Origin of the sequence: Lysinibacillus sp. FJAT-14745 (assembly GCF_001275675.1) — a bacterium.
GTDB lineage: Bacteria > Bacillota > Bacilli > Bacillales_A > Planococcaceae > Lysinibacillus.
Map to the genome: position 1 here is coordinate 539,863 of NZ_LITM01000005.1, position 23,909 is coordinate 563,771.

The 23,909-nt window shown below is 36.4% G+C and carries 31 protein-coding genes; 13 read left to right on the forward strand and 18 right to left on the reverse strand.

All coding sequences use genetic code 11. The features are described 5' to 3' along the window. The first annotated feature begins 218 nt into the window (after window positions 1–218). From AMS59_RS09860 to AMS59_RS09880, 5 genes are all read left to right on the forward strand, one after another. On the forward strand, window positions 219–941 hold the full coding sequence (locus AMS59_RS09860; protein ID WP_053483559.1) for a response regulator transcription factor: 723 nt from the start codon (window positions 219–221) through the stop codon (window positions 939–941). Beyond that, window positions 938–2,332 carry a sensor histidine kinase KdpD gene (locus tag AMS59_RS09865; RefSeq protein WP_053483560.1) on the forward strand — a complete coding sequence of 465 codons (1,395 nt, stop codon included), beginning with the start codon at window positions 938–940 and terminating at the stop codon, window positions 2,330–2,332. Before AMS59_RS09860 ends, AMS59_RS09865 begins: the two co-directional genes overlap by 4 nt. 84 nt (window positions 2,333–2,416) lie before the next feature. Next, a complete protein-coding gene (locus AMS59_RS09870) occupies window positions 2,417–3,331 on the forward strand; it encodes an ABC transporter ATP-binding protein (protein WP_053483561.1) in 915 nt (304 codons plus the stop codon). Further along, on the forward strand, window positions 3,331–4,071 hold the full coding sequence (locus AMS59_RS09875; protein ID WP_053483562.1) for an ABC transporter permease: 741 nt from the start codon (window positions 3,331–3,333) through the stop codon (window positions 4,069–4,071). Before AMS59_RS09870 ends, AMS59_RS09875 begins: the two co-directional genes overlap by 1 nt. A 12-nt stretch (window positions 4,072–4,083) precedes the next feature. Next, window positions 4,084–4,830, forward strand: a complete 747-nt coding sequence (locus AMS59_RS09880; RefSeq protein WP_053483563.1) for an ABC transporter permease — start codon at window positions 4,084–4,086, stop codon at window positions 4,828–4,830. 137 nt (window positions 4,831–4,967) lie between these two features. On the opposite strand, the gene AMS59_RS09885 is transcribed toward AMS59_RS09880, so the two are convergent. From AMS59_RS09885 to AMS59_RS09890, 3 genes are all read right to left on the reverse strand, one after another. Then, window positions 4,968–5,585, reverse strand: coding sequence for a thermonuclease family protein (locus AMS59_RS09885; protein WP_053483564.1), 618 nt, complete (start codon window positions 5,583–5,585; stop codon window positions 4,968–4,970). A gap of 287 nt (window positions 5,586–5,872) precedes the next feature. Further along, entirely contained in the window at window positions 5,873–6,169 is a 297-nt protein-coding gene (locus AMS59_RS25010; RefSeq protein ID WP_156304601.1) for a hypothetical protein, read from the reverse strand. A gap of 120 nt (window positions 6,170–6,289) precedes the next feature. Further along, the gene (locus AMS59_RS09890; RefSeq protein ID WP_053483565.1) at window positions 6,290–6,871 is read right to left on the reverse strand and encodes a phosphatidylglycerophosphatase A; all 582 of its coding nucleotides are present in this window, start codon (window positions 6,869–6,871) and stop codon (window positions 6,290–6,292) included. A 112-nt stretch (window positions 6,872–6,983) separates the two neighbouring features. On the opposite strand from AMS59_RS09890, the gene AMS59_RS09895 reads away from it, so the two are divergent. The 3 genes from AMS59_RS09895 to AMS59_RS09905 all read left to right on the forward strand — a co-directional run bounded on the left by AMS59_RS09895 (window position 6,984) and on the right by AMS59_RS09905 (window position 8,730). Next, window positions 6,984–7,703, forward strand: a complete 720-nt coding sequence (locus tag AMS59_RS09895) for an esterase family protein (RefSeq protein WP_053483566.1) — start codon at window positions 6,984–6,986, stop codon at window positions 7,701–7,703. Window positions 7,704–7,784: 81 nt separating this feature from the next. Continuing rightward, window positions 7,785–8,300 carry a YjcG family protein gene (locus AMS59_RS09900; RefSeq protein WP_053483567.1) on the forward strand — a complete coding sequence of 172 codons (516 nt, stop codon included), beginning with the start codon at window positions 7,785–7,787 and terminating at the stop codon, window positions 8,298–8,300. Between the two features lies 1 nt (window position 8,301). Further along, on the forward strand, window positions 8,302–8,730 hold the full coding sequence (locus AMS59_RS09905; protein WP_053483568.1) for a GNAT family N-acetyltransferase: 429 nt from the start codon (window positions 8,302–8,304) through the stop codon (window positions 8,728–8,730). Between the two features lie 134 nt (window positions 8,731–8,864). Here AMS59_RS09905 and AMS59_RS09910 read toward each other — a convergent pair whose 3' ends face one another. The 6 genes from AMS59_RS09910 to AMS59_RS09935 all read right to left on the reverse strand — a co-directional run bounded on the left by AMS59_RS09910 (window position 8,865) and on the right by AMS59_RS09935 (window position 11,797). Further along, the gene (locus AMS59_RS09910; RefSeq protein WP_053483569.1) at window positions 8,865–9,113 is read right to left on the reverse strand and encodes a stage VI sporulation protein F; all 249 of its coding nucleotides are present in this window, start codon (window positions 9,111–9,113) and stop codon (window positions 8,865–8,867) included. Window positions 9,114–9,303: 190 nt separating this feature from the next. Continuing rightward, complete coding sequence (yjcZ, locus tag AMS59_RS09915; protein WP_053483570.1) at window positions 9,304–9,507, reverse strand: sporulation protein YjcZ; 204 nt, start codon at window positions 9,505–9,507, stop codon at window positions 9,304–9,306. Between the two features lie 65 nt (window positions 9,508–9,572). Then, the gene (gene spoVAE / locus AMS59_RS09920) at window positions 9,573–9,932 is read right to left on the reverse strand and encodes a stage V sporulation protein AE (protein ID WP_369814320.1); all 360 of its coding nucleotides are present in this window, start codon (window positions 9,930–9,932) and stop codon (window positions 9,573–9,575) included. 16 nt (window positions 9,933–9,948) lie between these two features. Further along, entirely contained in the window at window positions 9,949–10,944 is a 996-nt protein-coding gene (locus AMS59_RS09925) for a stage V sporulation protein AD (RefSeq protein ID WP_053483572.1), read from the reverse strand. Then, window positions 10,938–11,393, reverse strand: coding sequence for a stage V sporulation protein AC (spoVAC, locus tag AMS59_RS09930; protein ID WP_053483573.1), 456 nt, complete (start codon window positions 11,391–11,393; stop codon window positions 10,938–10,940). The genes AMS59_RS09925 and spoVAC overlap by 7 nt, the downstream gene beginning before the upstream one ends. Continuing rightward, window positions 11,393–11,797 carry a YhcN/YlaJ family sporulation lipoprotein gene (locus tag AMS59_RS09935; RefSeq protein ID WP_234007720.1) on the reverse strand — a complete coding sequence of 135 codons (405 nt, stop codon included), beginning with the start codon at window positions 11,795–11,797 and terminating at the stop codon, window positions 11,393–11,395. The genes spoVAC and AMS59_RS09935 overlap by 1 nt, the downstream gene beginning before the upstream one ends. 134 nt (window positions 11,798–11,931) lie before the next feature. Between AMS59_RS09935 and AMS59_RS09940 the strand changes: the two genes are divergently transcribed. Continuing rightward, complete coding sequence (locus tag AMS59_RS09940; protein WP_053483574.1) at window positions 11,932–12,456, forward strand: CotY/CotZ family spore coat protein; 525 nt, start codon at window positions 11,932–11,934, stop codon at window positions 12,454–12,456. Between the two features lie 64 nt (window positions 12,457–12,520). Here AMS59_RS09940 and AMS59_RS09945 read toward each other — a convergent pair whose 3' ends face one another. From AMS59_RS09945 to AMS59_RS09970, 6 genes are all read right to left on the reverse strand, one after another. Further along, a complete protein-coding gene (locus tag AMS59_RS09945; RefSeq protein ID WP_234007721.1) occupies window positions 12,521–12,931 on the reverse strand; it encodes a hypothetical protein in 411 nt (136 codons plus the stop codon). 44 nt (window positions 12,932–12,975) lie between these two features. Then, entirely contained in the window at window positions 12,976–14,352 is a 1,377-nt protein-coding gene (gene mgtE, locus AMS59_RS09950; RefSeq protein WP_053483576.1) for a magnesium transporter, read from the reverse strand. 804 nt (window positions 14,353–15,156) lie between these two features. Then, a complete protein-coding gene (locus AMS59_RS09955) occupies window positions 15,157–16,065 on the reverse strand; it encodes an RluA family pseudouridine synthase (protein WP_053483647.1) in 909 nt (302 codons plus the stop codon). A 1-nt stretch (window position 16,066) separates the two neighbouring features. Then, window positions 16,067–16,861: an NAD kinase gene (locus AMS59_RS09960; protein ID WP_053483577.1), complete on the reverse strand. Its 795-nt coding sequence runs from the start codon at window positions 16,859–16,861 to the stop codon at window positions 16,067–16,069. Continuing rightward, on the reverse strand, window positions 16,858–17,529 hold the full coding sequence (locus AMS59_RS09965) for a GTP pyrophosphokinase family protein (protein ID WP_053483578.1): 672 nt from the start codon (window positions 17,527–17,529) through the stop codon (window positions 16,858–16,860). Before AMS59_RS09965 ends, AMS59_RS09960 begins: the two co-directional genes overlap by 4 nt. A 62-nt stretch (window positions 17,530–17,591) precedes the next feature. Continuing rightward, window positions 17,592–17,975 (reverse strand): hypothetical protein, encoded by a 384-nt coding sequence (locus AMS59_RS09970; protein WP_053483579.1) that lies wholly within the window; start codon window positions 17,973–17,975, stop codon window positions 17,592–17,594. A gap of 269 nt (window positions 17,976–18,244) precedes the next feature. Here AMS59_RS09970 and AMS59_RS09975 point away from each other — a divergent pair, with 269 nt between their 5' ends. From AMS59_RS09975 to AMS59_RS09990, 4 genes are all read left to right on the forward strand, one after another. Beyond that, window positions 18,245–18,829, forward strand: a complete 585-nt coding sequence (locus AMS59_RS09975) for a CYTH domain-containing protein (RefSeq protein WP_053483580.1) — start codon at window positions 18,245–18,247, stop codon at window positions 18,827–18,829. A 39-nt stretch (window positions 18,830–18,868) separates the two neighbouring features. Then, window positions 18,869–19,657: a lytic transglycosylase domain-containing protein gene (locus AMS59_RS09980; RefSeq protein WP_053483581.1), complete on the forward strand. Its 789-nt coding sequence runs from the start codon at window positions 18,869–18,871 to the stop codon at window positions 19,655–19,657. 195 nt (window positions 19,658–19,852) lie between these two features. Beyond that, entirely contained in the window at window positions 19,853–20,260 is a 408-nt protein-coding gene (locus AMS59_RS09985) for a globin (RefSeq protein ID WP_053483582.1), read from the forward strand. Beyond that, a complete protein-coding gene (locus AMS59_RS09990) occupies window positions 20,253–21,062 on the forward strand; it encodes a DsbA family protein (protein WP_053483583.1) in 810 nt (269 codons plus the stop codon). Before AMS59_RS09985 ends, AMS59_RS09990 begins: the two co-directional genes overlap by 8 nt. 110 nt (window positions 21,063–21,172) lie before the next feature. On the opposite strand, the gene AMS59_RS09995 is transcribed toward AMS59_RS09990, so the two are convergent. The 3 genes from AMS59_RS09995 to AMS59_RS10005 form a co-directional block, all read right to left on the reverse strand. Then, window positions 21,173–21,484: a TetR/AcrR family transcriptional regulator C-terminal domain-containing protein gene (locus AMS59_RS09995; RefSeq protein ID WP_053483584.1), complete on the reverse strand. Its 312-nt coding sequence runs from the start codon at window positions 21,482–21,484 to the stop codon at window positions 21,173–21,175. Between the two features lie 192 nt (window positions 21,485–21,676). After that, on the reverse strand, window positions 21,677–22,828 hold the full coding sequence (locus tag AMS59_RS10000) for an RNA-guided endonuclease TnpB family protein (protein WP_053483585.1): 1,152 nt from the start codon (window positions 22,826–22,828) through the stop codon (window positions 21,677–21,679). 695 nt (window positions 22,829–23,523) lie between these two features. Next, complete coding sequence (locus AMS59_RS10005) at window positions 23,524–23,853, reverse strand: TetR/AcrR family transcriptional regulator (protein WP_053483586.1); 330 nt, start codon at window positions 23,851–23,853, stop codon at window positions 23,524–23,526. Window positions 23,854–23,909 lie beyond the last annotated feature (56 nt).

Sequence of the window (23,909 nt, forward strand, 5' to 3'; positions counted from 1 at the left end):
CAAATGTTTTATCTGTGCGAAAGCGCAGCGTCAGCAACAAATGTTTTATCTGTGCGAAAGCGCAGCGTCAGCAACAACAAAGCGCCCAGTCGGAACGGAAATCAACCTCACGTTATGGTGATGATCCAAGAAAAACCTCAAATTACTATTCTACTGTGGAATGAAAATGGTACATTAATTATTAAAAGTACTACTAGAAAGATATTGAGGTGCAATAAATGATACATAATATTCCGGATCTTCATACAAAGAAAATTCTTATAGTAGATGATGAAGAAGAAATTTTGAATTTGCTGGAGGATGTTTTAAAGAAAGAGGGATTTCAACATATTTATACGTATATAACAGGAGAAGATGGCGTACGTATGTGTAGGCAAATACAGCCTGATATTATCCTATTAGATATTATGCTTCCAGATATAGATGGATATACTGTTTGTCAGCAAATTCGACAGTTCACATTCGTTCCAATATTTTTCTTATCGGCGAAAAACGAAGATTTAGATAAAATACTTGGATTAAGTATAGGAGGCGATGATTATATTACAAAACCTTTTAGTCCAAAAGAAGTAGCCTATAAGATGAAAGCATTTTTTAGACGGAATCAATATCAAGAAAAGGTTCAGTCTATCTATCAGTTTGGAGACGTTACGATTGATGAAGCACAAGGGACAGTGTTGAAGGTGGATACATTACTAACTTTAACAGCAAAAGAATTTAACATCTTACTATTTTTAGTAAAGAATCCAAATCAGATTTTCAGTAAAGCCCGATTATACGAAGCTATTTGGGGAGAATCATACTTAGGCAATGATAATATTCTAATGGTACATATGAGGCATTTAAGAGAAAAAATTGAAGATAATCCTTCCAAACCACAGTATCTTGTAACAGTAAGAGGACTAGGATATAAACTTCAGACAAAAGGTGAACTTAGATGAAGTGGAAGGTTACAGGGCTCTATATCGCATCATTAATTGGATTAACTATATTTATCCTAATCGCTCTATTTTTTGCTTTTAGTTATTTAGTTTTTTCTTATAACTCTGAAGGAATGGACGATCCAGAAGGCTTAGTAGTTGATTTTCAAAAAGAAATTATTGTAGACAATGAAAATGTTTCTATAACGAATAAAGGTAAAGAGTTTTTACAAGAGCATGGCGCATGGTTACAAGTATTAAATCATAATAGCGATGAAGTATTTCAAATGTATAAACCAGAAAATACACCTACCCACTATTCCCCTAGTGAGCTGATTTTCCGTTATAAATACGCTGTTGGAGATTATACAACGTTTGTGGCTAAATTAGATAACAGTACACACGTTGAAAGTTATATTGTCGCTTTTCCAGCAAAACAAGCATTGCGAAAATCTGTCTATTTGAACTTCAGTAATTTATCTAGCCTCTATCCATTTGGGATTTTAATGTTACTAGGAGTAACATTCCTTTGTATTTTATTATTTGCTTATATTGTGGCGAGGTATATGTCAAATCCTGTTGTTACGATCATTGACCATATTAATAGACTAAAACAAGGTCACTATAAACAAGTATCCGCAAAAAAAGGAATATATGCAGAGGTATATGCAAATTTGAATCAGTTATCACATCAATTAGAGGATATTAATGTCCAAAGAAAAAAGCTAGATACGATGCGAGAAGAATGGATTGTCAACATCTCTCATGATTTAAAGACGCCACTTTCCTCTATTAAAGGTTATAGTGAAGTTATAGCGAATCAAGACTATAAAATAACGGCACAAGAAATGTATAAATATGCAGATGTAATTCAAAATAAAGCCATTTATATTGAAAAACTAGTTAATGATTTAAAACTTACGTATCAATTAAAGAATGCGTTGTTGCCTATCGACAAAACCACAGTAGATATTGTAGATCTTACTCGAGAAACGATTATTGAATTTATGAATATGCCTTATTATAAAAATCAGCTCATTGAGTTTGAATGCTCTCTGGAACAGCTACTTATTAAAGCAGATCAAGGGTTAATTCATCGTGTACTAGTAAACTTATTGAATAATGCACTCATTCACACTGATAATGACACATTCATACAAGTTCATATAAAACAAACATCCACACACGCCGTAGTGACAATTGAGGACAATGGTGACGGAATAAATAAAAATGATTTACCACATATTTTCGATCGATATTACCGTGGTACAAATACTGATCAAAAAAATAGTTCAGGTTTAGGAATGGCGATTGTAAAGGAAATCATTCTAGCTCACAGTGGAGAAATTGTAGTTGAAAGCAGCAAAGGAGACGGTACTAAAATTACATTTAAGCTTCCATTAGAAAATTAAGCGAAACTTAAGGTCATCTCAATTCGAGATTAAGCAAGAACTTTCATAATAATTGATAGCTTAATCAAAAAAGAGGTGCCAACAATGGGAACTTATATCGTTGAAACAGAAAATCTAACAAAGTCATATGGAGCTGTAAATAGTGTGAGTCAGCTACAAATGAAAGTCGGTGAAGGAGAAATTTATGGATTTCTAGGACCAAATGGGGCTGGAAAAACGACGACAATTAGAATGTTACTAGGATTAGTAAAGCCGACTACTGGTAATATTAAAATATTCAATAAAGACCTGAAAACAAATCGATTAGATATATTAAGAGAAGTTGGATCTCTTGTTGAATCACCATCTTATTATGGGCATTTAACAGGTTATGAAAACCTAGAAGTAATTCGGCAAATGTTACAAGTACCGAAAAAGAATATTGACGAGGTATTGCGTATCGTCCGATTAGAGAAACAAAAAGATAAACTAGTTAAACAGTACTCACTTGGCATGAAGCAACGCCTTGGTATAGCGATGGCACTACTTGGAAATCCAAAATTATTAATTTTAGATGAGCCTACAAATGGGTTAGACCCTGCCGGAATTCAAGAAATCCGTGAGCTCATCAAACAACTGCCAAAACAATATGGTATGAGTGTTATTATTTCTAGTCATTTGTTAAATGAAATGGATCAAATTGCAACGCAAGTAGGCATTATTAACAGTGGTCAGCTTATCTTTCAAGATGAAATTGAAATGTTACGCAAAAAAAGTCAAGCATCCATAAAAATGCGTGTAAACGATGTAGTAAGGGCACATCAAATTTTAGAACAGCATCAAATTCATCTTAGAATAGACGGTGATTATCTTGTTACGCATCAACAAGAAGACCACCTTATTTCTCACATAAATCATTTATTAGTACAGCAGAATTTATCAGTGTTTCGAATTGAAGAAGAAAAGCATACGCTGGAAGAAATATTTCTAAGTTTAACGGAAAAAGGTGGTGTTCTATAATGATCGCTGCCTTAAGAAGTGAATTAATGAAATATAAAAGGAAGAAATTATTTTTAGTAGTTTTTTTAATACAGTCTTTGGCTTTACTTTGGTTATTTGCAATTGTGTCACAAGAAAAAAAGGAATTTCTAAATTGGGAGTCGCTTCTTTCAAGAGTGAGTATGATCAATGCTTTATTTTTACCTATAATGATTGCGATCATTACTTCTCGATTAATTGATTTTGAAAATAAGGGGAATACATGGAAGCTATTGTGTGCAATCCCCACATCTAAGCAGCTAGTATATATGTCTAAAATTATTTATAGTATCGTTTTTCTTATCTATGCAGGTATAATTTCTATTTCCGCAATTATAGTAATAGGAAAAATCTTCAATTTCGAAAGTGGAGTCCCAGTGATTTTATTGCTGAAGTACGGTCTTTTTACCATTATAGGATGTATTCCTATGGTCATTTTGCAACTCTGGATATCTTTAGTAGTGAAAAATCAAGTATTTGCATTAACAGCAGGCGTAATAGGCTCATTTCTTGGATATTTTGGGCAAATGTTCCCTTGGAAAGAATGGATAATTTGCACTTATCCATCTTTGACAAACCCTATTTCTTGGGCATTTTCCAATGGAAAAATAGTATATTTCCCAAACGAAGAAGTCATGATGTATCTTTTGTTAAGTTTAGGAGTTAGTCTATTATTTAGCGTTCTTAGCACTATTCATTTTTCACATAAAGATATTCATTAGGAGGATGCAAATATGTTATTAAGCTCATTTCGATGTGAATTATTAAAATTAAAACGTTCAAAAGTATGGATTGTTATGACACTCCTTCCGCTTTTTTGTATTACGCTTGGACTCATAAACTTCCGAGTAAACTATGATGTCGTAATGGAAAGCTCAACAAATGAGTGGGAGAAAGCTTGGACACAAGTTGGTTTAATCTATGGATTATTTTTAATTCCTGTCATCGTAAGCATTTATTGTGCATTTGTATGCCGCTTTGAACATAGTGAGGGGAATTGGAAAAAAATCATCTCTTTACCTGTTCCATTTCGAAACATCTATCTTGCAAAGTTATTCGTCATTTTTTTGTTAACTTTCTTGACTCAAATATTTTTTTTAATTGCTTATATTGTAATTGGTAAGCTACTAGGTATTACAAGCCCTATCCCTTGGATGTCATTATTAAATTGGTCATTTAATGGATGGATCGGTACATTTTCAATTGCTGCTCTACAATTATCTCTCTCGTCTTCTATAAAAAGTTTTGCTGTTCCAGTTGGAATGAGTTTTGGTTTTACGTGTATAGGAATGATATTCCATTACTTAAATATTCCATATGTATGGCCATTCGCACAACCAGGATTTGCAATGGATCCAATTCATCTGGAAGGCTTGCAAACTTTCCTTCAATTTAGTGGCTTTTATATGTTAAGTTTCATATTTGTTATCACCTTTACTTTTATTGGAGTTCGAAGATTTACTATAAAAGATATTATATAATTACGAGAGTACATGAATAAAAAAAGCCGATTTTACTTTTGATTGGTCAAATTAAGCTCTTGTCGCTTACTGAACTTGATTAATGTCTACGCTAAAAAACCATTTACTAATTAAAACAGTAAATGGTTTTTTGATGTTTATTTTAATACTTCCGGATGGAAACCATCTTTTTGGAAGTAATTTTTATGTGACCAAATATTTAACTTTTCTTTTTCTGCACCTTGTTGGATTTCTCTAAACTCATCTTCAAATGTATTGTTTGGTTTATGGATAAAACGAACTGCCGCAAGCCCTTCATTCAATAAAGATTCCTGCAATAATACATCATCCACGAAGACATAGGCTAATAGTCGATCATAATTATCTGTTTCTGGCCCTACATCGTAAACCGCTTCAATCTTTTTAGCGTTCTTTAACAATTTAATCGTATACTCTCTCGCATCTTTAGCATAAGGCTGTGCTTCACCTTTGTTATAATTCATCTCTGGTGTATCTACCATCAATAGGCGAATTTTTTGTTTCTTGCCATTGATTGTCGCCTGAATTGTATCACCATCATATGCTTTAATATAATCTACATCAAAGCGTTTATTTCCTGTTTTTCCTTCGACTTGTTCAATCGAAATAGTACCATGCTGGTTAGTCGATGTTGTATCTTTTTCTTGGGCTGGTGATCTGCCAAAAATCATATACAATGCAACAGCAAGAATGATTGTACCACTCGTAATTAACGTTTTTATATCTTGCATTTTCATGTAGTAGGTCCCTCACAACTATTCATCTTTATTACACTTTAAGGAAGCTTCTAAAAGAATCCTTTACTCATCAAAAGTCCTTAAAGTTTTCACGATGTTTCTATTGTAAAATATCAGGCTACTACATTCAAGTTATGTAGTTACAATGGCAACCCAATGATTTGGGGAATACTTCAACAAGCTGACTATTTTCTATCTCATAGCGTGTTTGTATGTCCTATTTTATACATCAGTATGAGTATACAAAACAATCGGCTAAGCATACTAAATTATTGAAGATGCTCTGTTCACAGTGGTCTGATGATCTGCTTTGTCCAACAAATGTTTTTTGTGCGAAAGCGAAGCGGCAGCAACAAATGTTTTTTGTGCGAAAGCGAAGCGGCAGCAACAAATGTTTTTTGTGCGAAAGCGAAGTGGCAGCAACAAATGTTTTTTGTGCGAAAGCGAAGTGTCAACGTAGCGGCAGCAACAACAAAAGCGGAGGAAACGCACGATGAATGCCGATCGCTGATAACATCACGAAAATCGCTGATAAAATGCTGATAATCGCTGATAACATCATGAAAATCGCTGATAAAATCCAAGAATCGCACCCAGTCGGAACGAAAATCAACCCTCGTATTGCCGGAGGGCCATATTACAACTTAAACAGAGCCTCCTCAAATTATTATTGAGAAGGCTCTGTTATATATAGTAATACTCTATTAAATCTCATTATGTGATTTTGGTTTTGGTCCTAGCTCTTCTGGCTCAATATCTGCAAATGTCTCGCCCTCTTCTTCCAAGTCACGCATACGATGTGCAATACGGGACGCGGCAGAAGCTGCAATACTGCCAACTAAATCATCTAAAAACGTATTTACATGATGGCCAGGCTCTGTATCCAACTTCTTAATAATACCGATTTTTTGCTTATCTAAGTGTCCGAAAGTCGTTACCGCTATGCTACCATATGTAAATACAGCTCCAAGTGCGATTGTTTCATCCACACCAAATAAACCCTCATCGGATTCTATTATTTGCTGTAATGGTGCCGATAATAACTTTTTCTCTGCAAGTTCATCTAATTCAATCCCTACTAATAAAGCATGTTGAACTTCACGCTTACGTAATACACGCTCGACAGAATGAACACAGTGGTCTAATGTTAAACCTTTATTATAGGATTTTTGCATTTCATAAACAATTTCAGCAATATCCTCTAGCGATACACCGCGACGAATAAGTGCAGCTTGGGCTGCTTTCGCTACTTCATCAGAGTGTATACGAGTACTTTTATCATGCATAACTATCCCTCACTTCGATTTTATTACTAGAATAGTGCTAGCCCACCCTATTATACCTTTACTTTGGCTATATGGTACAATTTTGTTACAAACATGAGAAGGAGTGTCATCATTGGATAAGGGAACTGTACAGGATTTAAAGTTCTATAGTGAAGCATTACAGGAGGAATTACAGCTCTATATTTATGTTCCTGCAAATTATTCTCCACTATATAAATATAATATTTTAATTGCATCAGATGGCAAAGATTATTTTCAGCTTGGAGGTATTACAAAACTTGCTGATGAACTTATCGATGACTATGAAATCGAAAATTTAATCATTGCATTCGTTCCTTATAAGGACATTAAGGATCGACGTCATAAATATATTCCAAGTGGAGAGCAACATGAAGCATACCTTCGTTTTTTAGCCCATGAGCTTGTGCCATATTTAGACGCTGAATACGCAACCTATCAAATGGGAATGAGTCGTGGGGTTATTGGTGACTCAATGGCTGCAACCGCTTCCTTAATGGCTGCATTAAAATACCCAAGTATTTTCGGCAAGGTTATTTTACAATCACCGTATGTTGACGAAAATGTTCTGCAAGCTGTAGAGAGTTTTAAAGATCCAGGCGCAATTTCCATTTACCATATTGTCGGGAAAGAGGAAGATAAAGTGGTCACGATGGATAAAACCATTAAAGATTTTTTAACGCCAAATCGTCAGCTGCATAATCTCATGTTAAACAAAGGATTTTCTACATTTTATGAAGAATTCGATGGCAATCATACATGGAAATATTGGAAACCTGATTTACGTCGCGCATTAATTGAAAATTTCAATTAATATGGACGATTCAAATTACGAAATCGGAAATTTCTGTTATACTTAAATAAAAAATTGTTTATTTTCGGGAGGTAATGGTCTATGAAGTACGGCATTGTGGCATTTCCATCAAAAAAATTACAAGATTTAGCGAATACTTATCGCAAACGTTACGATCCTCATTATGCGAAAATTACTCCGCATATAACATTAAAGGACAGTTTCGATGCAACGGAAGAAGATATTCAATCTGTCGTAAAACAATTAGATGAGCTTGCTGCCAAATATGCACCTTTAAATATTCATGCATTACGCATAAGTTCATTTTTCCCAACAACAAATGCGATTTATTTCCGTATTGAACCAACTGAACAATTAACAACATTACACCAAGCTCTAGAAGAAAAAGTACCTTTTGGTGAGTCAAAACACGTATTTGTACCACATATTACTATTGCTCAAAAAATGACAGATTCCGAGCACGATGATATCTTTGGGCAATTACGTATGACAGGCGTTGACGAAAAAGATACAATTGATCGCATTCATCTTTTATATCAATTGGAAGACGGCTCGTGGACAACATATGAAACATTCAGATTGACTGGGGCTGAGTAATCTGTATAACGTAAAGATTGTTGAAACAGCAAAAGAACATGAGGATGCGTTTGCAGTCCGCAAGCAAGTTTTTGTTGAAGAGCAAGGTGTGCCGCTTCATCTAGAATGTGATGCTGAGGATGCATCTGCAACGCATTTCATTATGTATGAAGACAATGACCCTGTAGGTGCTGCACGTTTACGAAGTATCGAGGACGATGCTGCAAAAATTGAACGCGTTTGTATTTTACAAGATCAACGTGGCAAAAAACTAGGTGCTTTAATGATGAAGGAAATGGAGAAGCACGCCATTTCAATGAATAAGAAAAAACTAAAACTTCATGCACAAAGCTATGCTATTCCGTTTTATGAAAAGCTTGGCTATACGGTAACATCTCCTGAATTTATGGATGCAGGTATTCCACATCGTGCTATGGAAAAAATAATTTAACAAATAGGTGTTACGAAAATGCTAATGCATATCGTAACACCTTTTTTCTCTACAATGCTTTAAAGGTTGATTTATAAATGAAAATCCATTTAAATCAACCTTTTAGATATATTGCTTTGCATAGTAGATTCATGTTATTTCATCATTTTAGTAATTTTATCTAAATCTAGTGAACTACCATCTTGAATAATAGATTGTACTAATTTATCTTCAAGCTCTTGCGTTATTTGTCTCTTGGACATTTTACTTACGCGTCGTACGATTTTTCTTACTTGTTTTTCATTTGTAAAATCAGCATGTTGAATTTCATTTGCTAATGCGAAGATTTCATCCATTGATACTCCAGTTTTTTGTTCAATAGAGTTAAAGAGTCCGCGATTCATGTTCCCCCTCCTATCAGTTAAAATTAAATTCTCCCACTTTCATTTCGTCTACTAAGACTATGTCAACTAGTGAAGGCTTTAAACTTAATTCAGAAAATGGAGCACTCTGAAGAAAAGCTAAAGCAGAGACTTCTGTTCCTGTCGCTTCGCTCTCGGTACAAAAGAGATATGTTGAAAGAAGTTAATCAAATTATATGCAAGCAGCGCCAACAATGATCAGAAGAATGAAAAGGACAACAATTAAGATAAAAGTTGAGCTATGCCCATGTCCGTAGCCATAGTAACCTCCATGGCCACCGTCATGGTGACCACCATAGTAACCTCCATAATTTCCTCCGTAACAACCATCAGCATATCCTCCATACGAATGTGCACCCCAGCCTTGATATCCCATAAAAATACCCCTCCCTTCTACAACCTATAATATGTTAGGGTTGTAAAAATGGGTGGGGTATTCGTCTAATCAACATTTCCTTTAGGTTTAAATATTAATGCTCCGATAAAGCCAAAAACAACGGCAGCACTGATTCCTGAGCTTGTCACCTCGAACATCCCAGTTAACACACCTACTAGCCCATGTTTTTCCGCTTCAACAATTGCACCATGCGTCAAAGAATTTCCAAAAGATGTAATAGGAACAGTTGCACCGGCACCAGCAAAATTAATGAGCGGTTCATACAAACCCATTCCAGCAAGAATTGCACCCGCTACGACTAGAGTACTCAATGTATGTCCAGGTGTTAATTTACCAAAATCCATTAATAATTGACCTATGGCGCAAATAATGCCTCCTACAAAAAATGCAAACACAAATGTCATAACCATAGATTTTGCCTCATTTCATTGTAATTTCAATCGCATGTGCCGTACATGGAATTGTCTCGCCCTGTTGAAATGAAAGCGGAGACAATAATGCTCCTGTCGCCACAAGAAGTACTCGTTTATAAGTACCTGCTCGCATCTGTTGGATCACATAACTAAAAAAAACTGCTGCCGAACAGCCTGCACCACTTGCACCAGATTGGAACGTTTCATCCTGTCCATAAAACTCAGCACCTGCATCACGTAAAGGTTTTAATTCTTCGCTCTTTATGCCACTTTCAACAAACATTCCTTTTAGAAGTTTTATGCCAAGTTGGCCTAAATCACCTGTTAAAATTAAATCATAATGGTAAATTTTTTGATTGCGCTGCTCTAAATGTGATTGAATTGTTTGAAAAGCTGCTGGTGCCATCGCTGCACCCATGTGAAAAGGGTCATCCATACCATAATCAACCGATTTTCCAATAGTTGCTGCTTCAATAGAAGGGTATTCCTCATGATGTTTACCAACAAGAGCATAACCAGCAGCCGTTACCGTCCATTGAGCAGTTTGAGGCTTTTGTGAGCCATAATTGATTGGATAGCGGAATTGTCGTTCAACCGCATTGTGTTGACTAGATGCACCAGCTAGCGCTAAATTGGAAGCACCTACTTCTGTTAACAGGCTCGCAACAATTACGGAAGATATAGAGGTAGCACACGCTGAGAATAATCCGATAAAAGGAATGTCTAAGTCTCTGGCCGCAAAATTGGTTGGTGTCATTTGGTTAACCAAATCGCCGCCCATAAAGTAATCAATGTCCTTATTTTTCACGCCCGCTTTTTTCATAGCAAATTCACAGGCCTCTTCAACCATTTTTCGATGACCTTGTTCATTCGTTTTCATTTGCCAACGTTCATCATCATAGGTCGCATCAAAATGTTGACTAAATATACTACGTTTCTCTAGTGGGCCTGCTACCACACCACCTGCTATTAAGGACGGCTTCGATTGAAAGACAATTACCATGAAACCACTCCTAGTGTTACAAGAATGAATTTAATAAGTGCAATAAAAAAGGCGGAGACAACGCCAAATAATACAACTGACCCTGCTAATTTAAATAAATTTCCTCCAACACCGAGTACTAATCCTTCAGATCTATGCTCAATGGCAGCAGAAATTACAGCATTACCAAACCCTGTAACAGGGACAGCTGATCCAGCTCCAGCAAATTGACCAATTTTTTTATATAAGCCAAACCCAGTTAAAATCATGGCGAAAAATATCATTGTTGCAACTGTTGGATTTCCGACTGTCGCTTCGGTAAAATCAAAGAAAGTCATATAAAAAAGGGATACGGCCTGCCCAATTGTACAAATAAGTCCACCTACTAGAAATGCCTTAGCAACATTCTTAAAATAGGGCGGATTAGGCGTGACATTTTGTTCTAATTGTTTGTATTGTTCTTTTTCCACTACGTTTCCTCCTTTGCAAGCTTTTTCAATTTCTTAATTTTATCTTTCAGTTTATTATCTTCAACTTGTTCCTTTTTTATTTTATTGGCTTCATAAAATATTTTATAATCAGCTGAGACAAAAACATCTTTGTTTGGATATTTTTCATCAAATTTCTTTTGCAACTTTTTCTCTAATTTAGCCTTTTTCCACTTATCCCATTGTTTAATTTGCACTGCCACAAGCATACTATTGTCATATTGAATAACCGTTGTTTTGTCTACAAAGTCCTGTTCTTTTAAAATGGCTTCAACTTCCTTTTCATTTTCCGGTGAACCGTAGACAATAAATTTTTCTTTTTCACCGCAACCACTTAAGAGCGATAAACTGACTAATAGAGGTAACATCATTCCTAATAGCTTCAAGCTTTTACCCTCCTTTTCTTTAAAGTTTCTCCATACATAAAAAAACTATTCATTTAACTATATATACGAAAGCCCGAGTCCATTTTTCATAAGCACATATTGTAGAAGTAGTAACAAGGAAAGGAGGTGACAATATGGGTTGTGGCAAGCCAACAAATCCTATTGGACCAATCCATTCAGCAGGCTGCGTTTGTGACGTAGTACGCGCCATCTTAGACATTCAGAATCAAGCGGTGAGAGATGAATGTCAACCATGTACAGCTAACTGTTTCTTAGAACCACTTGGAGGCATTGTAAGTCCTTCACGCTCTTATGCAGATACACGTGTATTCATGTTGATTACAAAAGACGGTACTCCTTTTAAAGCATTTTTCAGTTCACCAACAGCAGATCCATGTATATGTACATCAGTATTTTTCCGTGTAGAAGATATGTTCGATGAGTGCTGCGCTACTTTGCGTGTTTTAGAGCCTTTATGTTCATTTGACTCCAGTGAAAGTACAGTCGATCTATTAAGTCGAGATGGCTGCTGTGTCAACATGAAAAAAATATGTAAAGTTGATGATTGGAATTCAACTGAAAGCTGTATCACTGTAGATTTATCATGCTTCTGCGCTGTACAATGTATTGCTGATGTTGACTTAGGGATTTGTGAATAATCTTTTCTCCTTTGACACACTACACATAAAAAAAGTGTACAGCATCCTCTGCTGTACACTTTTTTCATAAGGTAGGTAATTGGTTACCTCGCCATAATATTTGTTCTATGTCTTCAAAATAGATAATCTCTTGTGTCTTCAATTCGAAAGAAGTAAGCATCAATGAATCGGTCTGTACATCAGATGCACTACCGCGTAATTTTCTACCATCCTTCAAACATATAACTAATGGTTGATAGGCTTTTTGCCGAAACGGCTTTTCTAAAAATTGAAGTTGCTTTAGTAAATACGGATCTATTTGTACCTTTTCAACCACTTCTTCGTTTTCTTCAATAGTTTGTTCATTAAAATAGCCGTTCTTACTATACACTGACGTACTTTCATCCAAATCAAGTTCATGTAGCACCTTAGAAATATTTAGAAAATATGATGGTGACTTTATAAACAAGCGTGGCTCTTGACCCAAATTACTCACTTCCCTTTTTTTCATACAATATGCAAAAGGAAGAAATTTGGTTCTCAGGCTATTTGACTTAAGAACACTGTCGCCAAACCTAAGTAAATTAAAATACTTGTAATATCATTTAATGTTGTAATAAATGGACCTGAAGCGACAGCTGGATCAATTTTCATGCGATGCATAAGCAGTGGAATAAAAGAACCTGCAAGTGTTGCTACTAAAATCGAACCGCAAAGTGCTGCTCCTACTAACATTCCAAGAATAAGCTCTTGTTTCCAAATATAGATGATGCCAATCACAATCATTCCACAAACAAGTCCAGACATTAAACCTGTACCTGCTTCGCGTAGTAGTAATTTTAGCTTGCTATGGTCTTCGACATCGCCTGTCGCAATTCCTCGAATTGCTACCGCTAGTGCCTGTGTTCCACTATTTCCAGAAGTACCTGAAATGAGAGGAATAAACACTGCTAGTAACGCAACATGTTGTAAAGTTGCCTCAAAATGTCCTATCAAATTTGCTGTCAACATCCCTAAAAATAATAATATGACAAGCCAAGGTAAACGCTTTTTAGCCGCTTGGAATGAAGTTGTATCAAATTTATCCATATCGGAAATACCCGCTAATTTAGAGTAATCCTCCGAGGCTTCCTCATCAATAACGTCGATAATATCGTCGACTGTAATAATCCCTAGTAATTCTCCCTTATCGTCAATAACTGGTGTCGCTAAGAAGTTGTAGTCCTTCATAATTTGAGCAACCTCTTCTTGGTCATCCCCTACGTGCACCATCACAACACGTTCATTCATAATCGAACGTATAAGGGTATCTTCATCAGCAATAATTAAATCACGAAGCGTAATAACGCCTGTTAATCGATGTGCTTCATCAACGACAAAAATATAATAAATGGTTTCGGCATCTGGAGCTTCTTTCCGTAAAATCGCCATTGCTGAACGCACAGTAGAATTTTCTGGTATCGCTACATATTCAGTCGTCATGATAGAACCAGCTGTACCTTCGTCATAGCTTAATAACTCATTAATCTCTTCAGCTGCTTCCTCATCCATCATGCCTAAATAGCTTTCACGTTGTTTCGTATCTAACTCATTTAAAACGTCTGCTGCATCATCTGCATACATATGAGAAAGCATTTCTGCACCATATGACGGATCCATCTCAGCTAGATACGCTGTGTATTCATCATCATCTATTTCGATTGCCTCAAAAATATCAGCCATTTCCGTCGGAGACAAGAACGAATAGATGATCTTCCTTATATCAGGCTCCACCTTCTCATAAAACGTTGCCTGATCATATGGATGAAGCTCTAAAAACTCATCGCGGAATGCGTTAATATCATGTGCTTCGAGCATTTCTCGCAAACGTGCTTCGTCGAATTGCACATCATTCTTTTCATTTCTTTCCTCTATCATGCTTGTCCCCTCCTTCCGAGCAATCAATTATGCCTCGGCATAATTGCGTCCGGAATCAGCTTTGTGCTTAGGCCTGCACGAGGGCCAACACGATGTCGGTCATTTCGGTAATGCCACAGGACGTGGCGTTTTTTACCGAGGGCCAACACGATGTAGGTCATTTCGGTAATGCCACAGGACGTGGCGCTTTTACCGATGCAGGTCAGTTAGCCGTTATCGCATGGATGCGATGATTTTAGGCTAACATCCTCTAAGCACTCCTTGCCGATTCAGTGACACTCGCCGGAGGCTTTAAATTATTTCAGCGGGTGTTTGACCAACCGCCAAAAAGTAAATTCATTTGTACCTGTCGCTTTGCTTTCTGTACAGAAAACATTTGCCTGAAATAAGTTAAATCATTGATACGGGCAATGCCGTAAATCTACCTTATATATAATAGTGTGTATTGTGCCTTTTCTGCAAACCCTTTTTTTACTACTTAGAAACCTACATCATTACCACTATCTAATTGGATAAATCTGCAGATGAATATTTCTATTTTCCACCTTTGCTGAATAAAAATGGCTCATCAACAAAAGTTGGAAATGAAATTTATTATACGCCTAAAAAAACCGCTACTTTACTATACCCTACAATCACTTTCTTTTCTGTTAACATGCTGTTAAGAAAAACTTATTACTTTACATAGAAAATAAAATGATAAAGAGATGCCCGTTTGTGCGAACATCTCCTTAAATTTATAACATGATTCAGTAATAGTTTTCACTCTTAGTGAACTAATGACTGTTTAAATAGTCTCGAACTTCAAACTAAGGAGTCATTCAATAATCGTTGCATATCTATGTTTAAGTTACTTGTGAATTGTAAACTCTCACCTGTCAAAGGATGAAGCATCTTTAAGGACACACAGTGTAAGGCTTGTCTATTTATATGCTCGCGACTTCCACCATAAAGTTCATCTCCAACAAGTGGATGTCCCACATAGGCCATATGCACACGGATTTGATGTGTACGCCCTGTGTGTAACTTTAGTTGTATATGTGTCATCGGTTCATCATGTAAATAAAAGCGCCTTAAAATTGTCACATCTGTATGCGCAAATTGACCATCCTCACGCACCTCTCGCTCAATGATACTCGTCTCCTTGCGTCCAATAGGAGCTATGATTGATTGTACTTCTTGTGCCACATGTCCATGTACAATTGCTTCATATTGTCGAGAAATCTCTCCACTGCGCTGTGCAAGTCCCGTTAAATGATGAATATGAGCATGTTTGGCAATGCATAGCAAGCCAGAAGTATCACGGTCAAGTCTCGTTACGATATGAGCAGTTGATGCTAGACCTTGCTGCTGAAAATGACCACAAACTAGATTAGCTACGCTATGCGTTGGATGCTCACGCGAAGGAATCGTACTCTGATGTGCAGGCTTCTTAAGCACTAAAATAGCTTCGTCTTCATAAATAATAGAAAGTTCACCATGTTCAACAGCGAGGCCTTCACTTTTTTCTTCAGGAGGGAATTTAACTTCAACTCGATCCCCAACGTGAAGAGGATGTCGAACATTGCGTTCAACATCATTCACTGTTAGTAATCCTCCATCAAATTTAATGGCTGTTAAAGCTCGCTTGGAGATGCGCCATTCAGTTAAGGCCTCCCTTAGTAGTTGGCCTTCCTTTTCCGCTATAAAATGCAGTGTAAACCTTGTATCCATTTTACTCATTTGCCACGAATGATTCATGTACTCGTTCCCAGAATGGGAATGGACGGAAACGTGCAAAACGGACTCTTTCAGTTGCTACATTAAAAGCAATCGACTTCACATCGCCTTGCGTGACTTGTAAATGATCAACTGTCATATTAAAGTTTTGCTCATTTACTGGACGTAATACACAGTGATGGTGTGCTGGTAAAATGAGTGGTGAACCAACTGTACGGAAGACACGGTTATTGATAGATGCTATCTCAGTGATTTGGAGTGCTGCTAAAGTCGGGTGAATAATTGCTCCACCGAGGGCTTTATTATAAGCTGTACTACCAGAAGGAGTTGACACACAAAGACCGTCTCCACGGAAACGTTCAAACTGATTACCATTTAACTCTACATCCATAACAAGCGTGACATCTGGTGATTTCACAGTTGCTTCATTTAACGCTAAATACGTATTGGATTCCGCATTATGATGCTCCACTTTTACCGATAGTAGTGGATACTCCACAACGTTAAAGTCCTTTTTAGCAATGGACAAAACAAGCTTTTCTAATTCAGATGGTTTCCAATCCGCATAAAATCCTAAATGTCCCGTATGGATACCTACGAAAGCAACCTGATCTAGCAAATGAGAATATCGATGAAAGGCATGTAGTAAAGTGCCATCTCCTCCAATAGAGATTACGATTTCAGGAGCCTCTTCATCATAAGTTAATCCAAAATCTTGCAAATACGTTCTAGCTAGCTCCATTAATTCGTTCGACTGTGCATCTCTACGTGATTGAATGGAAAATTTCATTGTGTGTCACGCTCCTTCTCCGATAATAAATTAGGATTCGATGCTTCTTTATATTCACTAAAATAGGCCTGTGCTTCTTGAATCTCACTACGAATGGACGACATTTCCTCATCCAATCGGAAGGCGGCCTCCGCGGCACTTTGAAGGCGATTTTTTATTTCTTCGGGAAACATGCCTTTATATTTATAATTTAAAGAATGCTCAATTGATGCCCAGAAATTCATGGCTAGTGTTCTTATTTGAATTTCAGCTAATACCACTTTTTTCCCCTGTATCGTCTCTACAGGATATTCGACAATCATATGATACGAGCGGTATCCACTTGGCTTATTATGTGTAATATAATCACGCTCTTCCACTACACGCATATCTTTACGTTGACGTATTAGCTCCGTAACTGTGGAAATATCATCTACAAATTGACACATAATACGTAAGCCTGCGATATCTCCTAGCTCATCACCTAGTCGTTTAGAAGGCTCAAAGGCAAGCCCTTTTTCTAATGATTTATCGTATATACTTGCTAAAGGCTTTACACGTCCAGTCACAAATTCAATTGGCGAATTTGCATTAACAATACCAAACTGTGAACGCATACCTTTTAATTTTACTTTTAACTCATCTACTGCTTGTTTATAAGGACTTAAAAATATTTCCCATTGTCCCATCGCAAAAACCTCCCGACATTCGGTATCGAACAAAACCAACACCGTCTGTTCGTTTTGTCTTTTTATTCAGCAAGAATTGCCTTGAAGTGTTGTTCCACCATTTGGACAAATTCCGCCCCATAATTGTAATTTCCTTCAATATTATACACGAGCATTTCCAGTTCATCGTAAAAATTTGTAAGCTCAATAACTTCTTCACCTAGTTGTAGCTTTGGATTTTGCTTTTTTTGTAAAATATGTACAAGTTGCTCCCAACTACTCGGTGGAAAACGCAAGTAATGATAATTGTCTCCTGCATCAAGTAAATAAATAAACGCAAAGTCATCAGAATCTGCAATTAATTGTGCAGCAGGTTTTAACTGTAAATTTACTTCAATGTCGTTTAAACTAAAATGAAGTTGCTCGTTTTCAAAATTCAATGTTTCTATTGTATAAATTTTACGCACATGCGGTTCCCCTTTTCGTCTTACTCTTCCTCTTATTTTATCATAGAGGGTAAATAGTTGCAGTGTGTAAATACTAAATCGACGAAATCAATTATGCCTCTGCATAATTGCGTCTGTATTCGGCTTTGTGCTTGCGTCAAAGAACTCCTTTTGCTGCACGATGTAACACATTTTTGGTGACACAGACATTATCTAAGATTAAATATTCGGAAATAACAACCTAATTTCCCATCTAAAGCGTAAAAAAATTAAAACAAACAGGTGAGTATATGGCACAACAACTTGAAATAGAATTTAAAAATCTCTTAACAAAACAACAATACGAACATTTATTGCAAGAATTCAATATTCCCGAAAATGCTATTCATCGTCAAACAAATCATTATTTCGACACACCTTCTCAAGCTATTCGGAAACGACAAAGTGGGCTTCGTATTAGACAAATCGACAAATATTTTGAATGTACTTTAAAAGAAAAAAATGCAGAGCATGCTCATTTAGAGACAACTGACGAATTAACTGCTGAGCAAGCTAAGAAAATGCTTGCTGGAGAAGGATTCTATGCCCAAGAAGTAGCAAAAAGACTAGCTCTCTTCAACATTCCTTTTAAAAAATTAGCAGTATTTGGTTCACTTACAACTGATCGTGTCGAAATTCCTTATAGGGATGGCCTTCTAGTATTCGATCATTCTTTCTATTTGCAGTGCGACGATTATGAGGTAGAATATGAATCAAAAGATGCAATAAAAGGAAATGCAATCTTCGACGAATTTCTACAGCAATATGGTATTGAAAAACGGGCTACAGATAAAAAGATCGCACGTTTCATGAAAGCATTACAAATGAATAATTAACAGTAGCTTAACTAGTATACAAGAAAGGGTGACAACTCCTTGGATATCCAATCACTTAGAACTTTACTTGACATTCAAGCATTACAAACACTAGGATCTTCAGAAAATTCATCGTCAAACAATCTTACAGACAGCAATTCTATGTTTTCGGATATGATTAGCGAATTGCTTGGCGACTCAACTACTACTAACAATGCAAAATTATCTAGTTTACTCGGGGGTGTATCAAGCGCTTCGTCATTGATGAACCAGTTTAGTAGTTTAAATGGGTTATCTGAAAACATGCAAAATAGTGCGTATCAATCATTACTTTATAATGGTTCTAACGGCGTCTTTATACCTTCTGCTGTACAGGCGGCATTAGCAAATACACAATCTAGTACAAAACTCGACTCCTATGTTTCGGATAATGTAATTGGTTCAACAGCGTATGCCAATTCATTAGCAGGTGCGAACCAATACGCTTCGATTATTCAAAAGGCAGCATCTACATATAATGTACCTGAGAAACTCATCGCTGCAGTGATTAAGCAAGAGTCTAATTTTAATTCAACTGTGGTAAGTCATGCAGGAGCACAAGGATTAATGCAATTAATGCCAAAAACAGCGCAACATTTAGGGGTTACAAACGCCTTTGATCCTGAGCAAAATATTATGGCAGGGGCTAAATATTTGCGCCAATTGCTAGATAAATTTGATAATGATCCTACATTAGCGTTAGCTGCTTATAACGCAGGATCTTCACGCGTTACAAAGTATGGTGGCATTCCTCCTTTTAAAGAAACACAGAACTATGTCAAAAAAGTGATGAATTACTACACAGTTTAACTTCTTTCGGCAAATTTCACCCACGTGGTGAAATTTGTGCTTTTTTAGCGAAAAACATTTCGGAAGAGCGGTTTATTTGTGTTAACGAAAAGACGTTGATAGAATAAAGGTAGTCACAAGAAATTCACATTTGTAAAGATGACCAAGTATAAAAATATACTTTACGATATAAAGAATTAAAGGGGCATTTAACTTATGAGTCGAAAATACACTGTTCCTTATGAGGAGCTGGGAGCTGAAAAGCTTTCAGAGCTAATCCATGCGTTCTATAATAGAGTTGCTCAGCATCCTGATCTTATTCCAATCTTTCCGAAAGATTTGACAGAAACAGCCCGCAAGCAAATTCAATTTCAAACACAGTATTTAGGTGGACCAAATCTTTTTACTGAAGAGCATGGACATCCAATGATGCGTGCACGCCATATGAATTTTCCGATTACACCTGATCGTGCTCAAGCTTGGCTTGAATGTATGTCTGAAGCGATGGATGAAGTTGGGTTAGAAGGAAAGTTCCGCGAAACTTATTATCAACGTTTAGTATTAACAGCTCATCACATGATTAATACACCAAATGACGATGAGGGGGAATTGTTACGTGAATAATATTCAACTGTTACAAGAGCCAACTCTTGAGTTTTCTACTGTTAATAAGCCTATTGAATTGTATATTTTCGTAGATCCACTTTGTCCAGAAGCTTTGAATATGCAAGCCATTCTTCGTAGGTTACAGCTAGAGTACAACCATTACTTTACATGGCGCCTTGTACTAAGCACGGAGCTTGCCTCTTTGAATTGTTTAAGTAAGCGTGTAAAGGGTTGTGTATCAGGTATTGAGCTCGACATTAATCACCCTGTTTTACCATCTATCGCTATTAAAGCAGCAGAGTTACAGGGCAAACGTGCAGGAGCACGCTATTTGTTGAAACTACAAGAATATGTATTATTAAACAGGCAAGATGTCAATTCTTATGCTACGCTGTTAAAAATTGCTGAAGATGTTCAATTAGACATGAATGAATTTTCTGCAGACTTTGGTTCAAAGGAAGCAGCACGCGCCTTCCAAAGCGATTTATATATTAAACATGAAATGGAAGTTGATGAAGTACCTAGTATTGTATTTTTCAATGAATGTATTGAAGATGAGGGTCTTAAAGTTAGTGGTAGTTATTCCTATGAAGTTTATGAACATATTTTACAAGAGATGATGGATGAGCAGCTTGTGCGCCAACCACTACCAACAATGGAAGAGTTATTCACGAGATTCCATACACTTTCAACAAATGAAGTAGCTTTTATCTACTCATTATCAGAACAAACAGCTGAACGCGAATTAAAGAAGCGTATGCTACAACAAAAGATTGAACGAATTCAGACAAATCACGTTACACTGTGGCGTATTAAATAATGCAATTATACTATTATTCTATAGAATAGGGACTTGTCCAAGTTGCCCCTAAAAACAAAAGCAAGTGAAGAAAACTTCACTTGCTTTTGTTTGTCTTTTTAGCCCCATCGTTAACTTTCTCTCGGATTAAACAAACTTACTGTAAATAAATGCACAACCTCATCTATCATCTCATCAATATCCGGATTAATTTGCTCATTTAAATATGGTAATGTCAATTGGAAAACTAAAATTGACGACAGCAAAGAATAGAAAAAATTAGCTGTATATTTAAAGTTCCCTTTTGGAATTTTTCCTTGCTCATGTAACTTAATTAAATAATTCTCTAAATGGTGCAATAACTTATTTGGGTATTCAAAAAACATTTTTTCAAATTCTTTATCTTGTTGAATCTCACGCATAAGCACCGATACGAAAAACATATACATTTCTTAAAAAATGTAGACATCTCTACTGTGACACAACTTATATCTTCCGACTTTCGTATTTGTGTCTTCCTTATTCTCCGAGTCTGGTTTCGCAAAAAGCTACTGCCATTTTGTATGACTCTCCAAAGGCTTAAATTCCGCAGTATCGTTGCGTACACATCTAAGGTTTAGTGTCAGTTAAATTCCTTAGATTGAATAATTTGCCAAATTAATGCTTGCGTTCAAATCTCTATCCAACTTTAATCCGCAAGAGCAGATAAATAATCTGTCTTTCAGTTTCAAATTGGATTTGATTTGTCCACAACTAGAACAAGTTTTTGATGATGGAAACCATCTGTCGGCTTCAATAAATTCAATTCCGTATTTTTGACATTTGTATTGTATTTGCCGTTTAAATTCATATAGCTTTTGCCCAGCTACCGCCTTCGCCAGATGTTTATTTTTCATCATACCTTTTACATGTAAATGTTCCATTACAATACGAGATGGTTTGGTTTTCACAATCTCATTAGAACACTGATGTAAATGATTTGTTCGGATGTCGTTAAGTCGCTTATATAAATTACGGATTGCAGTGTTTTGTTTTTGAATATTTTTCATATTCTTTAAAGGTGTTTTATAGATTGGCTTTCGGTTTTTAGTATACTCTTTCGTGTTGGCTTCGAGCTTACGAGCTTGTTTTCGTTGTTCTCGTTTCAACTTTTGCTCTAATCGTTTGACTTCTTTTGTTTTGTTGATGTTCTTTTTGAACTTGCCATCAGAACAAACTGCCAATTTATTGATACCTACATCAATTCCTAAACTTTCGCCTGTCAAATCATATTGCTCAAATTCTTGCTCATATCCGATTGATAAGAACCAATTTCGTCCGTCAAATGAAATGCGTGGATTTGAATATTTCTGACCTTTTTTAAGCTTAGGAAGCGCTTTGCATGTTTTTACACTGCCAATCTTTTCACCTCTAAAACCTTCATTTGTTCGTTTTAAACTTTCGTAATTTACATAAAAACTAACTTTACTTCTTCGTCTGCTTTTGAATCTTGGCTTTTCAGTCAAGCCTTCGAACCAACGCTTTCTAGCAATATCGGCATCTTTCACCGCCTGTTTCATCACATTGCTTCCGACTTCCTTTAGCCATTTATGCGTCGTTGGTTTCAGTTCATTATTGATTTTCTTACGAATTTCGCTCTCTTTGACTGTACGCTTCTCGACGTTATAAATACGTTCGCTTTCAGCCAAGAAATAATTGTAAGCCCATCTCGCAGTCCCCGCAGACTTCCAAAACAAAACCACTTGTTCTTTAGTTGGTTTTAGTCTTATCTTTATCGCCAGGATCATTGTTTTTCACCTCGTCAATCAATCGTTTAATTTTCTTTGACCGTTGACCGTAAAATCTATTGGCAAAAACCGTGACAATAAGTTACAACATTTACACCAACACGTTTAGCAAATTCCCCAATGGACATTAATTCCATGCGTACCACCTCTCTGTCACTATGATAAATTACATTACCCTATTCAGAGAGGTTGTTAACATTTTTATAGTTGTATATATTTTTCTTGTTCACACGAAGGCGCAACCCTTCATGCAGTCTTTCTCTCACGAGTAGACCTCTTATGCTTTCACATAAGCGCAGACTATATCTTCATCTTATCTTTTAATAAGAGCCACATTTTTCTTCCGCCATTCGCTTGCGGTTTTACTCTCCCTCAAGGAGATAGTCGTTGAACGTCTTCCTTGTCTCATTAAGAGATTTAGGAGTTCGCTGCTAAACATCCATTGCCAAAGCACTTAGCGCTACCGTTTTCCGTTGTCACGATTACCTTTACGGACACTGAGTAATTTTTTTCAGCTTATGCCATCCTTGTTGTTTTTTCTGCTTTCGCACCGTTACGTCTGCCGTTTCCAGCTCCGCTTTGGTCACAAGGCTTTAGGAGTTAAAAGCAATTAACGCGGAGTTCGCACCAATCGCTTGATACGAAGGGTATTCTGTTATAAATTTATGCTTCTATACAGTTTTGTATAGTTTTGTCTAAATTTGTTGTAACAGTTTAGTTACCCAAATAGTTTCCTTGACAGGAATGTTTTCTTCAAAATAAGCTTGCGCCAAGATTTTAAGATCATGCTCTATATCACCTGTAAACGCCTTTTCTATTTTAGGAAAATAATCTCTGTCTGTTTTATGTGAAATAACACTCTCACGAAACAAATTCTCTTTATTTCCAAAGTGTCTAAAAAGTGTAATGTGATTCACACCTGCACGTTCAGCGATTTCGCGTGTCGAAGTTCCAGCAAAACCCTTTTCACCAAAAAGCGTCAAAGCAGCATTAAGAATTTTTTCTCTTGTCTTCAATTTTGCCATTATGCCCTCTCTCCTCCTCCGAACATAATTTGCTCAATATTATATCGGAATTAGAA